We start from the raw sequence: 13,635 nt of genomic DNA, 5'->3' as shown, positions 1-13,635 counted from the left end.
AGCCATGAAAACTATCCAGGGCGTGCTGTGGGACAACGATGGCGTGCTGGTCAACACCGAGCAGCTGTTTTACGAAAGCAACCGCGATTTGCTCTTGCCCTACGGCATAGACCTGACGCCCAAGCAATTTTTTGACTGGTTCCTGCACAATAACTATGGCGCCTGGCATCTGTTGCTGGGGCAAGGGCACAGCATCGAGCTGGTCGAGCGCTTGCGGGACGAGCGCACCGTGCTGCTTGCCGAGCGCCTGCGCCAGGCGCGTCGGCTGGCCATGCCCGGCGTCAAGCAAGTACTGGCGGCGCTGCGCCCGCACGTTGCCATGGGCGTCGTCACCAGTGCCTACGAACAGCATTTCCGGATCAGCCATGCGGCCACGGACTTGTTGCAATATTTCGACTTCGTGCTGACGCGTGAAATGTATGGCGAAAGCAAGCCGGCGCCCGACGGCTACCAGCTGGGCTTGCAGCGCCTGGGGCTGGCTGCCGCCGACTGCGTGGCGGTGGAAGATTCGCCGCGCGGCTTGCGCGCCGCCAGGGCCGCCGGGCTGGAATGCATCGTCGTGCGCAATCAGATGAACCGTCACCACGCGTTTGACGACGCTTTTTGCGTGGTCGATTCAAGCGCCGAGCTGGGCGAAGTGCTGGCCTCGTTCGTGCCCGGCATGGCGCGGTCGCAGGGACAATTAGAGGCCTTCCTCTGATACGGCTTGCCGGCATGCCATTACAATTGTTTATCGCATTCACCGGCACAGCCCCACGATGACACTTCCGCAACTGCACTTTGCCCATGCCAACAGTTACCCTGCCGGCACCTACCGCAAGCTGTTTGCCCTGCTGGGCCAGCATTACAGCGTGCAGGCGCTCGACATGCATGCGCACGACCCGGATTATCCCGTCAGCACGGGCTGGCCCGAGCTGGTGCGCGAGTATATCGACGAGCTGGAGCGCCGCTACAGCGCGCCCGTGATTCTCGTTGGCCATTCGCTGGGCGGCATGCTCAGCGTGATGGTGGCCAAGCAGCGGCCCGACCTCGTGCGCTGCGTGGTCTTGCTCGATTCGCCCGTGGTGGCGGGCTGGCGCGCCTTGCTGGTACGGCTGGCGCGCAATACGGCGCTGGGCGAGCGGTTCTCGCCGTCGCGCTTTTCCGCCAGGCGGCGCAAGCTGTGGCCCGATGCGCAAGCTGCCTATGAGCATTTCGCCGCCAAGGACATGTTCGCCATCTGGGCGCCGCAGGTCTTGCGCGACTACATAGACAGCGGCCTGGTTCCCCATCCGGATGGGGTGCAGCTGCGCTTTACGCGCGAAGTGGAAACGCAGGTCTACCGCAGCTTGCCGCATCATGTCGGCGGCCTCGTCAAGGATGGTTTTCCAGTTCCCATCGGCTTTATCGGCGGCACGGAATCGGTGGAATGCCGCCAGGCGGGCTTGGCGGCCACGCGCAAGCTGGTCGGCAAGTTTTTCCGCCAGGTGCCGGGCGGCCATCTGTTTCCCATGGAAAACCCGGAACTGACGGCGCAAGTGGTGCGCGAGATGATCACTTCCTTGCTGGCGAAACAATAGCCTGAGACCAACGATTTTCATCTTGCAAGGGCCAACAGTGGCGGGTTTTCGCGTAAAATCCTGCCATCCGGGCCGCGCCTGCAGCAGGCGTGCCGCCCCCGCCATTCCGATATTCTAGAAAGAACCCCTGCGATGACGATTAAAAGCGATAAATGGATACGCCGCATGGCGGAAACAACGGGCATGATCGAGCCGTTCGAACCGGGCCAGGTCAAGGAACGCGACGGCAACCGCATCGTCTCCTACGGCACGTCCAGCTATGGCTATGACATCCGCTGCGCCGACGAGTTCAAGTTGTTTACCAACATCAACACCACCATCGTCGACCCCAAGGATTTTGACGCGAATAACTTCGTCGATGTGTCGGGCAAGGGCTATTGCATCATCCCGCCGAACTCGTTCGCGCTGGCCCGTACTGTGGAGTATTTCCGCATTCCCCGCAACGTGCTGACGATTTGCCTGGGCAAGAGCACCTATGCCCGTTGCGGCATCATCGTCAACGTCACCCCGTTCGAACCGGAATGGGAGGGCTATGTGACGCTGGAGTTTTCGAATACGACACCGTTGCCAGCGAAAATCTATGCCAACGAAGGCGTGGCGCAAGTGCTGTTCTTCGAATCCGATGAAGTATGCGAAACCTCGTACAAGGACCGTGGCGGCAAATACCAGGGCCAGGTTGGCGTGACCTTGCCGAAGACCTGATTGCTGGAAGGGCGGGGCGCCAGCCGTCTTGAGCTGTCTTTACCTGCCTTTACACCTGCCACCCTACATCGGCGCCCCATGCCTGCCGTTAACCTTGGTATTGAAACACTGAGGAGGCAGCATGGTAGCGGCAATCGGTTCAGGCGGCGCAGTCGGCGCGGCCAGTAGCGCCAGTTCGGGCAGCAGTTCGCAGATCGCTGCGCTGCAAAAGCAGATCACGGCGGCGCAAAAGGAGTTGACGGAATCGCAGAAGGGCGAGCAGACGGAGGCGTCGCAAAAGCTGCAGCAGCAGCTGGCGCAGCAAATCCAGGCCTTGCAGGCGCAAATTGCGCAGTTGCAGGCGGCCGCCGCGCAGGCGCAGCAAGCTTCCCAGACGGCCAGCAGCGCCGATACGGCGACGAGTCCGGCTAAATCCACCTCGTCGACCCTGGGCAGCATCATCGATACCCAGGCGTAAGCAAGTCTCAGGCAAGACTCCCCGCCAGCTCAGCCTGGCGTTTTGACGGGCAGCAGCATTTCCACGCACAGCCCGCCGCCGCTGCGCAAGCTGGCTCCGATGCGGCCGCCATGGGCGCTGATGACGTGCTGGGCGATGGCCAGGCCCAGACCATGGCCATCCGTGTTGTGCCGGGTATGGCTGGCGCGGAAGAACGGTTCAAAAATGCGGGCCAGGTCGGCACTGGCCACGCCGGGGCCACGGTCCAGCACGGCAATGCGCAGCCAATTTTGCTTGCCGTCATGCAAGCGCGACAAATCCACTTCCACCGTGCCGCCGTCGGGGCTGTGCTTGACGGCATTGCGCACCACGTTTTCCACGGCGCGCGCCAGCAGTTCCGGCCGGCCCGTGACAGCGGCGTCGGCAATGGCCGCGTCGCCCGCCAGGGCGATGCCCACCTGGCGCGCCTTCGCTTCGTAGCGGGCGTCGTCCACGATGTCGTGCAACAGCTCGGCAATGCCGACCTCTTCGCTGAGGGCAGAACCGGCGCCCGCTTCCAGCCGTGACAGGGTCAGCAGCTCACCGATCAGCTTATCCATGCGTTCGCTTTCGCGTTCGATGCGCTGCAGCGAGGCGCCCATCTTGTCCGGCTGCTGGTGCGCCAGGCCGATGGCGGCCTGCAAGCGTGCCAGCGGCGAGCGCAGTTCGTGCGAGACGTCATGCAGCAAGCGCGTCTGGCTCTCCATGAGGCTGCGCAAACGGCCCGTCATGCGGTCGAAATCGCGGCCCAGGTCCGTCAATTCATCGCCGCGCTTGGCGCTGGCGTGAAAACGCGGTGACAGGTCGCCGTCCGAGGCAGCTTCGAACGCCTGCCGCAAGTCGCGGATGGGGCGCGCAAAATACCAGGCCAGCAAGAAGGAGAACAGCAGGCTGGCGGCGATGGCGGCGGCCAGGGGAATGAAGGTGCGGTAGGGGCTGTCCATGCGCGGTGGCATGCCGCGGCCGAAGTCGCCGCGTGGTGGCGGGGCGCCTGCGTCGTTGGGCCGTGGACCGGCTCCCATGGCGCGCGGGCCGCTTAGCGTGACGGCGTTGAGCGTGTCGCGCGCGGCGCCCGCCTCGGCATTGCGGAAACGTTCGGACGAAGGCAGGAACAGCAGATAGCGCTGGCCGTCGCTGCCGGTGACCGTGCGCACGACGGGATGCTGCTGGCTTTGTCCCAGCATGGCGCGGGCCTTGTTCAGCATGGCGGGATGCACTGTGCGGCCCATCAGTTCTTGCCCTTTGGCATCGACGGCAAACACGCGCATGCGTTCGAGCTTGCCCAGGAATTGCCGCAAGGCCTGGCTGCCGCCCGCTTCCAGGGTGGCGCTGGCGGCCTCGATGATCATTTGCGCGGGCGGACTGGTATCGATGTCGAGGGCCCGCTCCTGCTGCGCCGCCCGGTTTTTCAGCCAGAAAGTGCCGCCGATGCCGATGGTGGCCGTCACTTGCGCCAGCATGATGCATAGAAAAAACTTCCAGAACAGACGGCCCACGCTTACTCCTTGATCAGCTGGTAGCCGAGGCGATACACGGTTTGCAGGCAGGAACGGCCGTCGGCCAGGCTGCCCAGCTTGCGGCGCAGGCTGCTCAGGTGCACATCGATATTGCGGTCGAAGCGCGCCATGGGCCGTCCCAGGCCCAGTTCCGACAGTTGATTTTTGCTCACGGGCTTGCCCGCGTGGCGCACCAGTACTTCCAGCAGATTGAATTCCGTGCTCGTCAGCTCCAGGGGGGCGCCGGCCCATTCTACGCGGCGCTGTTCCGGCCACATCGTCAGTTGGCCCACGGCCAGCGGCGCCAGGCCCGTACTGTCGTGCGGCGCCGCTTGCGAGCGGCGCAGGATGGCGCGAATGCGCGCCGTCAGCTCGCGCGGCGTACACGGCTTGGTCACGTAATCGTCGGCGCCCAGCTCCAGGCCGACGATGCGGTCCGTGTCGTCGCCGCGCGCCGTCAGCATCAGGATGGGCAGCTTGCTGACGGCGCGGATGCGGCGCAGGGTTTCCAGGCCATTCATGCGCGGCATCATGACGTCGAGGATGGCGATGGCGTACCGGCCCGTCAGCGCCTCGGCCGCGCCGCTTTCGCCGTCATGCACGGCGCGGGCGTCAAAACCTTCCTGCGTCAGGTATTCCTGGAACATGCCGACCAGTTCCACGTCGTCATCGATTAACAAAACCTTGCTCATGCCTGTGCTTTTTTCGGGTGAATATCGCCCGATGATAGCAGCCAGCAAGGGCGCTTCACGGCCCTTCGCGGCCCTTTTACCCACTTTTACACACGTCCGCATTTGCGCAGCCCTGACGTTGCCTTACACGCCAGGCGCCTTAATCATTCCTTCCTCTTCAGCTTGTTGAAAAGCTTCTCTTGACAACGAAACCCGCTTCGCCGGAAACCATGGTTTTTACGCTAGCGGCGAAACGCCGTTCGCCGTCCTGTCCCTTTTCCCCCTGCTTCTGACTGGCATGGCCCTTGCGTCAGGGATGCATGGGCCATTCGCCCGTCTTTCACCGGAGCCTGCCATGACCAGCCGCCTGCTCGCTTATCGTCCCGACATGGAATTGCCTGATGCGCCGGCCATGCCGCTCCTGCAGCAGGAAGATGAGCTGGCCCTGGCGGCGCGCTTGCTGGAATTGCAGGGGCCGGCCCAGTTCGATGCTTTCCTGACGCGCCAGCTGGGCGCTACCGTGGCGGGCAGGCAAGTGCGCGGCACGCCGCTGGAAGGGCCGCTGCGCCAGCTGCTGGACAAGGTGGTGGCGCCTCTGCTGCCCCTGCATGGCGGTTCGCCGCAGGCGCTCAAGCGGCGCGCCGCCGGCATCTTCGGCATGGAGCTGGAAGGATTGAGCCCGGAAGACAAGGAATTCGAACTGGCGCGCCAGGTTGTGCATCTGATCGATGCCGTCAATACGGCACTTGCGCAGGACGGCGGCATGGACGCGCGCGCGCCAGGGGCGCGGGTGGAAACTGCCCTGCTGCAGGTGGCGCGCAGCGTGGCGCCAGGCTTGCTCAGGCAAGCGGCGCAAACGCCGGGACGGGACGCTGGCCGCTGGCGCCGCGAAGGCGGGCACATCGTCGTGCTCGATTGTTAGCCGGATGGCCAGGCTGCCCGGCAAGGTAATCCGAACTGAGGTGTCAACCGAGGTGTTAACTTTAAGGAGCTCATCATGCATGACATAGATCGTACGACCCTGGAATACGGACAGGAAATGTCCGGCTTTGAAGCGGAACAGTTCGAGTTCGGCCAGGGCGAGTGGAGCGGCGAAGGCGGCGCGAACGCCATGTTTTCCGAGGCCGAGGAAATGGAGCTGGCGAATGAATTGCTGTCGGTGAGCAATGAAGCCGAGCTGGAGCAATTTCTCGGCAACTTCCTGCGCAAGGCTGCCTCGGTGGCGGGCGGCATCATCAAGTCGCCCGTGGGACAAGCGATCGGCGGCGTGCTCAAGGGCGTGGCGAAAAAGGCGATCCCCCTGGCCGGCGGCGCCATCGGCGGCTATTTCGGTGGCCCGCTGGGCGCCAAGATCGGCAGCGGTCTGGCTTCGGCCGCCGGCAATGCGCTGGGGTTGGAAGCGGAATTATCGTCGAACGAGGACCGTGAATTCGAGGGCGCCAAGCAGTTCGTGCGCCTGGCCGCCGACACCGTCAACCGCGCCGCGCAGGCGCGCGGTGCGGGCGACCCGCGTGCCATCGCCCAAGCGGCCGCCAGCGCGGCGGCGCGCCAGTTCGCGCCCGGCTTGCTGGGGCGCCCCGGCAGCCAGGTCGCCACGCAGAACGGCAGCGGCGCCGGTGCAGGCGGCGGCATGGCGCAGGGCGGCGGACGCGGCCAGGGCCAGGGCGGCATGCGCCAGTCCAGCGGACGCTGGGCGCGCCAGGGCCATAAAATCGTCCTGTACGGCGTCTGACATCATGGCCATTGGCGCTTACGCAGCCTGGATGCTGGCGCAGGAGGCACGCTCGCTGCTGACCCGGCTGGCGCGGCTGGAGCCGTTCGCGCTGATCGAGCCGACGGTGCTGGCGGCCGCCCTGATGCCCAGCGCCCAATCGGCCATCGAAAGCCAGCTGGTGCAGGGCCGGCGCGCATTGCGGCGCATGGTGGCCCAGTTCCAGTGGTGGCTGCGGCGCGAAGCCGCCGATGGCGCCAGCACGGCCACCGCCGCCGAGGCGCAGCGCCGCTTTACCTTCCTGCGCCTGAAATTCAATGCCGCGCTGACCCAGTTCGACCTGTTCAACGAAGTCATCACGCAGCGCAGCGAGCACAAGACGGGCGTGTGGCTGGCCGGCCTCGACATCGTCGCCGCCGACGCGCTGGCGCTGCCCGGCAATGTGTACCAGGCGCCACCCGTGATCTGCTACCTGGACCGGGGGCCGGGCGCGGCCATCCGCCGCGCACGCACGCGCCTGCCGGGCGGCGGCGACAATCCCGTCGCCATCATCCGTTTGCCGCGCGAACGCATGATCGGCAGCAGCATCGCCTCGTCCCTGGTGCATGAGGTGGGCCACCAGGGCGCTGCGCTGCTGGACCTGGTGGCGTCCCTGCGGCCCGTGCTGCAAGCGATGCAGCACGGCGGCAGCGGCCTGGTGCACGTGTGGCAGCTGTGGGAACGGTGGATTTCCGAGATCGTGGCCGATTTCTGGTCGCTGGCGCGGGTGGGCGTGGCCGCCACCCTGGGCCTGATCGGCGTGGTCAGCCTGCCGCGCGTGTTTGTCTTCCGACTCAATACCGACGATCCCCACCCGGTGCCATGGCTGCGGGTGCGCCTGAGCTGCGCCATGGGGCGGGCCCTGTATCCGCATCCCCAATGGAACCGGCTGGAGCAGCTGTGGCTGTCGTACTACCCGCTGGCGGGCCTGCCCCTGGGGCAGCAGCGGCTGCTGGAACAGTTGCAGGCCAGCATGGCGGCCCTGGTGGGCTTGCTGGTGCAGCACCGGCCGCCGGCCTTGCGCGGCGGCTCGCTGGTCGAAGCCATGGCCGTGCATACGCGCCAGCCGGCCATGCTGGCGCGGCTGTTCCGCAGCTGGACCCTGGCGCCGGCGCAGATGTACGAGGCCACGCCCACTCTGGTGTTCGCCGTGCTGGGCCAGGCGCGCGCCAGCGGCACCTTGAACCCGGAAGACGAAAGCGAGCTGCTGGGGCGTTTGCTGACCCATTGGGCCCTGCGCAGCACCCTGGACACGTCGGAGCTGTGCGCCGATGTCGTGCGGCATGGCCGCCAGTCCGGCAGGCCGCTGCCGCCCCTGGCATCGCGTTTGATTATCCATTGAGGAGAATGACATGAGCAGCAAGATGAGCAACAATAGGAGCAACAATAGGAGTAGCAAAAGCGGGGGGGCGGGCCAGGCTGTCCCGAAACAGCACGGCGGCAGCATCGCTGTTACCGTCCACGAGCAGGACAGCGGTGCCATGGTCGTCAATGCGGCCGTCAGCCTGTACCGGGGAGCCGAGGCGGATTGTCATAATTTCAATGTCGCCACCTGGGTGCCTGATCCCGCCATGCTGGTGGGCGTGCGCTGGACGGATGGGCATGGCTGCACCGTGTTTGCCGACCTGGCGACGGGCAGCTACGTGGGCGTGTATGGCAATTTCCCCGCCACCGCGCCCCAGTGCGTGACGGTGCAAGCCGGCTGCAGCGCCGTGCTGTGCTTCACGCCCCACCTCAATCCGCAGGTGGTGCTGGCGTTTGAGACGCCCGACTGCCATCCCAGCGATTGCCATTTCGGCAGGGTGGGCGACCGCGCCGTGGCCAGCGTCTCGTTTGACGGCGATCAAAGCGCCGACGGGCGCGACCTGGTGCAGGTGCTGGCCGCCTCGCCGTGGGTGCCCATGCGCGGCACGCCGAACGCGTTTTCCACGCCCGTGCGGCGCGCCGGCATGCACCGTTTCATGGCGCAGATGATGCTGTCGCAGCGGCCCGAACTGCGCAACGCCTTGCCCGTGCCCGAAGGGCTGAGCCCGAACGCCATGCTGGCGCTCGACGCGGAATACGAGACGGAAGAGCGCCAGCCGCAGCCCATCTCGGGCAACGTGGGCGTGTCGCTGACGCGCACGGAGACGGAGCCGACGGAAGATTTGCCGCTGTGGACCTTGATACGCAACAGCACCGAAGCGATGTCGTTTACGAATTACCTGCATTTCATGGACAGCCTGTTTTGCGGCGACCTGGCCAATGTACGCGGCTTCGAGCAGGAACGCTTCGTCAAAAAGGCCGAGGTGTTCCAGCAGCTCAAGCAGCGCCGCGCGCTGCCGTTTTCCGATGCCGATTCCTACCGCGTGCTGAAAGTGGCCACGGAAGCGTTCGTGATGGTCAATTGCGGCGTGCTGAACCAGCCTCTGGCCTTCAATCCGACCGAGGACAATGCCTACCTGGACCGGCGCGACATTCCCCAGGGACGCGACCTGGAAACCGTGCTGCGCAACGATTACCTGGAAAACATCGACGGCTTCCAGACCTTGCCTTATCTGGCCGTGATCCGCCGCAAGCTGCCCGACATCCCCATCAGCATCCCGCGCGGCCAGGAGGGCGAGGTGGACCTGTGCTTTGGCATCATCCAGGAAAAGCTGGCCAATCCTTGCCTGCTGGAACTGATCTGGTCGTACTGGCATGAAGAAGGCATGCTGGTGCAAACCATGAACGCCATCACGCAGCGCTTCCAGAACCTGCGCGCGCCGGGCGCCGGCCTCGATCCCCTGTCGAACACGGAAATCGACATGCTGCGTCCGCTGAACAACTTGCTGTGGGGATACACCCAAGATGAGCAGCATCGGCTGACCGTGGTGCGCCGCAATTACGAGTACGACCACCATTACGGCGTGCGTCTCGATGGCAAGGCGGTACAGCACTTCCGGCCAGCCGACAGCCGCTCCAAATTCCTCGAAGCGTTCCACCATTTGCTGCGCCTGCTGACCTCTTTCTACAAGCAGGACGATGACACCACGGTCAAAGCGGATGCCTTCCCCGTGCTCAATGCCTTGAAAGAGATCCACCTGATCCTGTCGCAGGGTGCGCACAACCAGTTCGGCGACTTGCCGTCGACGGCGCGCATCGAGATGCTGATGCAGCAATGGATGCTGGCGCGGCCCGAGTTCCGCGAATTTTTGCCCACGCGCGTGATGGTGGCGTATCCGGAACCGTGGATGGACAGGGTCGATGCGATGAAGAAACTGCAGGGCTGGACGGATACGAGCGTGATGCACTTCCGCAACCTGGCCATCTTTGGCGAGCAATTGCTGCTCTCTGTGCGCTACGGCAACTGGAGCGATATCTATGAGCCGACGCAGGCGTTCAACTGGGCGCGCTTCTGGCGCCCGCAAGTGCAGGGCTATATCCACGGCTACCGCGCCGCCACCGGGGTCGATTTGTCCGTCGACAGCAGCGACCCGGTGGTCGAATCGACGATGCCCTCGGTGCTGCTGCGCCAGCGCCTGAGCCAGCAGCTGCGCAGCGTCTAGGGCGGGAGCGGGGCGCGTGCATGCTCGACTTTACCAGTGCCCTGTACCTGGGCATGCGCCATCCGGCGGCCGCGCTGGCGCCGTGGAGCAGCTTGACCCTGGGCCAGCCGGCGGCGCTGCAGGAGCCGCCCGGCGCGCAGGCCCTGGCAGCAAGCCTGGCCGCGCTGCAAGGCTGCGAAGCGGCCTGCGTGCTGCCGTCGACCCTGCATTTGTTCTGGGACCTGTTCGGCATGCTGGCGGCCGAGCGCCTGGTGATCCTCATCGATGGCGGCAGTTACGCCATCGCGCGCTGGGGCGCCGAGCGGGCGCAGGCGCTGGGCTTGCCCCAGCAAGTGTTTCCCAGCGGCGAGATGGCGGTGCTGCGGCGCCTGGTGGCGGCCTGGCGCAGGCAGGGGCGGCGTCCGTTGATACTGGCCGATGGCTATGTGCCGGGCAGCGAGCAGGTCTTGCCGCTGGCCAGCTATGCGGCTCTGGCGCGCCAGGGCGGCGGTTATCTGCTGCTGGACGACACGCAGGTGCTGGGCGTGATGGGTACACAGGGCGGCGGTTCGGCGCGGCTGCATGGCTTGCATGGGGAGTCGCTGATCATCGGCGCCTCGCTGGCCAAGGGATTCGGCGTGCCGCTGGCCGTGCTGGCCGGCAGCGGCGCGCTGCTGCGGCGCTTCGAAGCGCACAGCCAGACGCGCGTGCATGCCAGTCCCCCTTCGGCCGCCGTGCTGGCGGCGGCGCGGCGCGCGCTGGCGCTCAATGCGCAGCATGGCGACGCCCTGCGCACCAGGCTGGCGGACAGGGTGGCGCAGTGGCGCAGCGCGATGGCGGCGGCCGGCATCGCTTGCCGGGGCGGCAGCTTCCCCGTGCAGCGCCTGCCAGGGTGCGCCCATTTGCAGCCAGCCTTGCGCGCAGCGGGCGTGCTCGCGCTGGCGCAAGCGGGCGATGGCCCCGGCGCGCTGACTTTTCTGCTGCGGGCCGACCAGACGCCCGGGCAACTGGAGCAGGCGATGGACTTGCTTGAACATCACATCAGGAGGCGATATGCACGAAGCATTTGAAATGCTGCCCTTTGCGGGGCAGGCGGGAGCGGCTGGCGAGCAGGAGTGGCTGGGGGAATGGTCGCAGGAGTGGTCGCAGGAGTGGCAAGGGGAGGACGAGGCCGAATGGGAGGGCGAGCGTCCGCGTCCCGGTAGCGCTCGCGGCGGCATGCGCGGTGGTGGGCTGCGCGCACGGCCGCCGTTGCGCGGACAGCGCCGTCCAGCGCCGCCGCGCTACCAGGGGCAGGGCCGCCGGCCACCCCGCCATGCTATCCAGCCCTTGCCCTATTTGCCGCCGCGCTACCGGGGCTGGGGCGGCTACCCGGCCATCTATCCCACGATTTATCCGGCGCCCTATCCCGTGGCGGAACCGGTTTTTGGCGACCAGCAGGAGCCGGATGCGGACCAGGACCAGGGGCCAGAGCAGGGGCAGGACGATGGCCAGATGCAGGGTGAAATCCCGCCGACCCTGGCCGGTACGATGGGCCGGGTGCCGGAAGCGGCCGCCCTGAATTACCTGGCGCTGGGCACGCTCGCCAATGCCTTGCGCGACCCGAATGGTCGGGGGGCGGGCCTGTATGTGATCGAATTCGATGCGGGCGGACGGCGCCGCGCCTACAGCGGCCAGACAGACGACCTGCACCGGCGTTTGCTGCAGCACCGCCTGTGCGGCCAGATGATGGGCGTCGACTTGAGCGGGCACCAGGTGTACGTGGCGCCCCTGTCCTCGGCGGCGCAGCGGCGCCGCATCGAGCAGCGCATCCACGACGACATGTTTGCCCACCAGCGCGGCGTGTTGACCAACCAGCGGCGCGAACTGGAAATGGCCGTGCTCGGTGAAATGTGGGGCTGACTGCGAAGGAGAACATCATGCACCAACTCGAATGCGCATGCGCGCAATGCCGGCAGCGGGCCGGCGCTGCGTTTGAAGTGCTGGAATTCGGCCACGACTGGCCCGGCAAGGGTACGGCGCCGGCCATCTTCGGCGAAGAGGAAGAATTGCAGCTGGCCATGGAATTGCTGGAAGTGGCCAGCGAGGAAGAACTGGAGCAGTTTCTCGGCAATGTCTTCAAGAGCGTGTGGAAGGGCGTCAAGAAGGTGGGGTCGAGCATTGCCAAGGTAGCCAAACCCCTGGGCGGCGCTTTGAAGGCCGTGGCCAAGACGGCCTTGCCCTTTGTCGGCGGCGCGCTCGGTTCGATGATCCCGATACCTGGCGTGGGCACGGCGCTCGGCTCGGCCCTGGGGCGCGCGGCCAGCAATGCGCTGGAGCTCGAAATGGAGAGCGAGGCGCCGGCCGACCGCGAACTGGAACTGGCGCGTCGCTTCGTGCGCATCGCGGGGCAGGCGGCGCGCCTGGCGGCTGGCGGCGATGGCAGCGCGCGCGCCGTCGAAAGCGCGCTGACGCGGGCCCTGCACCAGCAATTGCCGCACTTCCGCTCGCCTGCGCCGCAGCAGGAAGAGGAAAGCGGACGCTGGCGCCGGCGCGGCAACCGCATCGTCGTCATGGGCGACTGGCAATAGCGTGGCACGATGATCATCGATTGCCACTGCCATGCGGGTCCGGGCGACGGCTTGAGCGGGCCGTGGGACAGCGATGCGCCGCTGCAGGCCTACCTGCGCCGCGCGCAGGCGGCCGGCATCGCCCGCAGCGTGCTGTTCGCCGCCTTCCACTCCGACTACGCCATCGCCAACCATGGCGTGGCGCGCCTGGTCGCTGCCGATCCGCAGCGTTTTTACGGCTTTGCCTTCGTGCATGCGCGGCGCGACCGGGGCCGCATCATGGACCTGGTGCGCACTGCCGTCGAGCGTTACGGCTTTGTCGGCATCAAGGCGCACCGGTTTGATGCGCGCATCAGCGGCGAGCTGTGCGACGCGGCGCGCTTCTTCGGCTTGCCCGTGCTGTACGACCCGGCCGGCGAGGTGGCCGTGGCCGAATTGCTGGCGCAGCAGTATCCGGACGTTAACTTTATCCTGCCGCACCTGGGCAGCTTCGGCGACGACTGGGCGGCGCAGCTGGCGCTGATCGACCACCTTGTGCGCCATCCGAATATCCATACGGACAGCTCGGGCGTGCGCCGCTTCGACTTGCTGCAGCAGGCCGTGCGCCGCGCGGGGCCGCACAAGGTCCTGTTCGGCTCGGACGGCCCGTGGCTGCATCCTGGGCTGGAATTGCACAAGATTCATTTGCTGGGCTTGCCGCCAGCCGATGCCGCGCTCATCCTGGGGGAAAATTTCCTGCGGCTGGCAAGGCAGGGCTAGACACCGCAGGCGCGCACGCCTGCGATGGCGGCAATGACAGCGGCCGCTCGACGAGCAGGAACAGTGTTATTGCCGGTGGCAGGCTGAAGGCCAGCATGAGCGGCATCAACAGTAAAAAGAAGGCCAGGCCCTGCGCTTGCGGCGGATGAAACAGCGCCAGCACCAGGA

At 66.1% G+C, this 13,635-nt stretch carries 14 protein-coding genes; 12 read left to right on the top strand and 2 right to left on the bottom strand.

Annotated elements, in window-relative coordinates; genetic code table 11:
• Positions 1 to 4: 4 nt before the first annotated feature.
• From CLU91_RS05550 to CLU91_RS05535, 4 genes are all read left to right on the top strand, one after another.
• Positions 5 to 700 (top strand): HAD family hydrolase, encoded by a 696-nt coding sequence (locus tag CLU91_RS05550; protein ID WP_100873351.1) that lies wholly within the window; start codon positions 5 to 7, stop codon positions 698 to 700.
• Positions 701 to 758: 58 nt separating this feature from the next.
• Positions 759 to 1,559 carry an alpha/beta fold hydrolase gene (locus CLU91_RS05545; protein WP_100873350.1) on the top strand — a complete coding sequence of 267 codons (801 nt, stop codon included), beginning with the start codon at positions 759 to 761 and terminating at the stop codon, positions 1,557 to 1,559.
• A gap of 132 nt (positions 1,560 to 1,691) precedes the next feature.
• Positions 1,692 to 2,261 (top strand): dCTP deaminase, encoded by a 570-nt coding sequence (dcd, locus tag CLU91_RS05540; protein WP_034755486.1) that lies wholly within the window; start codon positions 1,692 to 1,694, stop codon positions 2,259 to 2,261.
• Between the two features lie 121 nt (positions 2,262 to 2,382).
• Entirely contained in the window at positions 2,383 to 2,718 is a 336-nt protein-coding gene (locus CLU91_RS05535; protein ID WP_100873349.1) for a FlxA-like family protein, read from the top strand.
• A gap of 29 nt (positions 2,719 to 2,747) precedes the next feature.
• Here the strand turns inward: CLU91_RS05535 and CLU91_RS05530 are convergent, their stop codons facing one another.
• Entirely contained in the window at positions 2,748 to 4,232 is a 1,485-nt protein-coding gene (locus CLU91_RS05530) for a sensor histidine kinase (RefSeq protein ID WP_100873348.1), read from the bottom strand.
• A 2-nt stretch (positions 4,233 to 4,234) separates the two neighbouring features.
• On the bottom strand, positions 4,235 to 4,924 hold the full coding sequence (locus CLU91_RS05525; RefSeq protein ID WP_100873347.1) for a response regulator transcription factor: 690 nt from the start codon (positions 4,922 to 4,924) through the stop codon (positions 4,235 to 4,237).
• A gap of 334 nt (positions 4,925 to 5,258) precedes the next feature.
• Between CLU91_RS05525 and CLU91_RS05520 the strand changes: the two genes are divergently transcribed.
• From CLU91_RS05520 to CLU91_RS05485, 8 genes are all read left to right on the top strand, one after another.
• The gene (locus CLU91_RS05520; RefSeq protein ID WP_100873346.1) at positions 5,259 to 5,825 is read left to right on the top strand and encodes a hypothetical protein; all 567 of its coding nucleotides are present in this window, start codon (positions 5,259 to 5,261) and stop codon (positions 5,823 to 5,825) included.
• Between the two features lie 75 nt (positions 5,826 to 5,900).
• The gene (locus CLU91_RS05515) at positions 5,901 to 6,635 is read left to right on the top strand and encodes a hypothetical protein (RefSeq protein WP_100873345.1); all 735 of its coding nucleotides are present in this window, start codon (positions 5,901 to 5,903) and stop codon (positions 6,633 to 6,635) included.
• 4 nt (positions 6,636 to 6,639) lie between these two features.
• Entirely contained in the window at positions 6,640 to 7,995 is a 1,356-nt protein-coding gene (locus CLU91_RS05510) for a hypothetical protein (RefSeq protein ID WP_100873344.1), read from the top strand.
• A gap of 10 nt (positions 7,996 to 8,005) precedes the next feature.
• Positions 8,006 to 10,180 carry a hypothetical protein gene (locus CLU91_RS05505; protein WP_157814612.1) on the top strand — a complete coding sequence of 725 codons (2,175 nt, stop codon included), beginning with the start codon at positions 8,006 to 8,008 and terminating at the stop codon, positions 10,178 to 10,180.
• Positions 10,181 to 10,200: 20 nt separating this feature from the next.
• A complete protein-coding gene (locus CLU91_RS05500) occupies positions 10,201 to 11,229 on the top strand; it encodes an aminotransferase class I/II-fold pyridoxal phosphate-dependent enzyme (protein ID WP_100873342.1) in 1,029 nt (342 codons plus the stop codon).
• Positions 11,213 to 12,061, top strand: coding sequence for a GIY-YIG nuclease family protein (locus CLU91_RS05495; protein ID WP_100873341.1), 849 nt, complete (start codon positions 11,213 to 11,215; stop codon positions 12,059 to 12,061). The genes CLU91_RS05500 and CLU91_RS05495 overlap by 17 nt, the downstream gene beginning before the upstream one ends.
• Before the next feature lie 17 nt (positions 12,062 to 12,078).
• Positions 12,079 to 12,729, top strand: a complete 651-nt coding sequence (locus CLU91_RS05490) for a hypothetical protein (protein ID WP_157814611.1) — start codon at positions 12,079 to 12,081, stop codon at positions 12,727 to 12,729.
• A 9-nt stretch (positions 12,730 to 12,738) separates the two neighbouring features.
• Positions 12,739 to 13,467: an amidohydrolase family protein gene (locus CLU91_RS05485; RefSeq protein WP_100873339.1), complete on the top strand. Its 729-nt coding sequence runs from the start codon at positions 12,739 to 12,741 to the stop codon at positions 13,465 to 13,467.
• The last annotated feature ends 168 nt before the right edge of the window (positions 13,468 to 13,635 follow it).

Origin of the sequence: Janthinobacterium sp. 64 (genome assembly GCF_002813325.1) — a bacterium.
Taxonomy (GTDB): domain Bacteria; phylum Pseudomonadota; class Gammaproteobacteria; order Burkholderiales; family Burkholderiaceae_D; genus Janthinobacterium.
This window is presented reverse-complemented; position numbering and strand designations above follow the sequence as displayed.

Excerpts from the sequence above, each read along its gene's own strand:
- CLU91_RS05550 (WP_100873351.1), top strand. The coding sequence starts at position 5 with ATGAAAACTATCCAGGGCGTGCTGTGGGACAACGATGGCGTGCTGGTC.
- CLU91_RS05545 (WP_100873350.1), top strand. The coding sequence starts at position 759 with ATGACACTTCCGCAACTGCACTTTGCCCATGCCAACAGTTACCCTGCC.
- dcd (WP_034755486.1), top strand. The coding sequence starts at position 1,692 with ATGACGATTAAAAGCGATAAATGGATACGCCGCATGGCGGAAACAACG.
- CLU91_RS05535 (WP_100873349.1), top strand. The coding sequence starts at position 2,383 with ATGGTAGCGGCAATCGGTTCAGGCGGCGCAGTCGGCGCGGCCAGTAGC.
- CLU91_RS05525 (WP_100873347.1), bottom strand. The coding sequence starts at position 4,924 with ATGAGCAAGGTTTTGTTAATCGATGACGACGTGGAACTGGTCGGCATG.
- CLU91_RS05520 (WP_100873346.1), top strand. The coding sequence starts at position 5,259 with ATGACCAGCCGCCTGCTCGCTTATCGTCCCGACATGGAATTGCCTGAT.
- CLU91_RS05515 (WP_100873345.1), top strand. The coding sequence starts at position 5,901 with ATGCATGACATAGATCGTACGACCCTGGAATACGGACAGGAAATGTCC.
- CLU91_RS05510 (WP_100873344.1), top strand. The coding sequence starts at position 6,640 with ATGGCCATTGGCGCTTACGCAGCCTGGATGCTGGCGCAGGAGGCACGC.
- CLU91_RS05505 (WP_157814612.1), top strand. The coding sequence starts at position 8,006 with ATGAGCAGCAAGATGAGCAACAATAGGAGCAACAATAGGAGTAGCAAA.
- CLU91_RS05500 (WP_100873342.1), top strand. The coding sequence starts at position 10,201 with ATGCTCGACTTTACCAGTGCCCTGTACCTGGGCATGCGCCATCCGGCG.
- CLU91_RS05495 (WP_100873341.1), top strand. The coding sequence starts at position 11,213 with ATGCACGAAGCATTTGAAATGCTGCCCTTTGCGGGGCAGGCGGGAGCG.
- CLU91_RS05490 (WP_157814611.1), top strand. The coding sequence starts at position 12,079 with ATGCACCAACTCGAATGCGCATGCGCGCAATGCCGGCAGCGGGCCGGC.
- CLU91_RS05485 (WP_100873339.1), top strand. The coding sequence starts at position 12,739 with ATGATCATCGATTGCCACTGCCATGCGGGTCCGGGCGACGGCTTGAGC.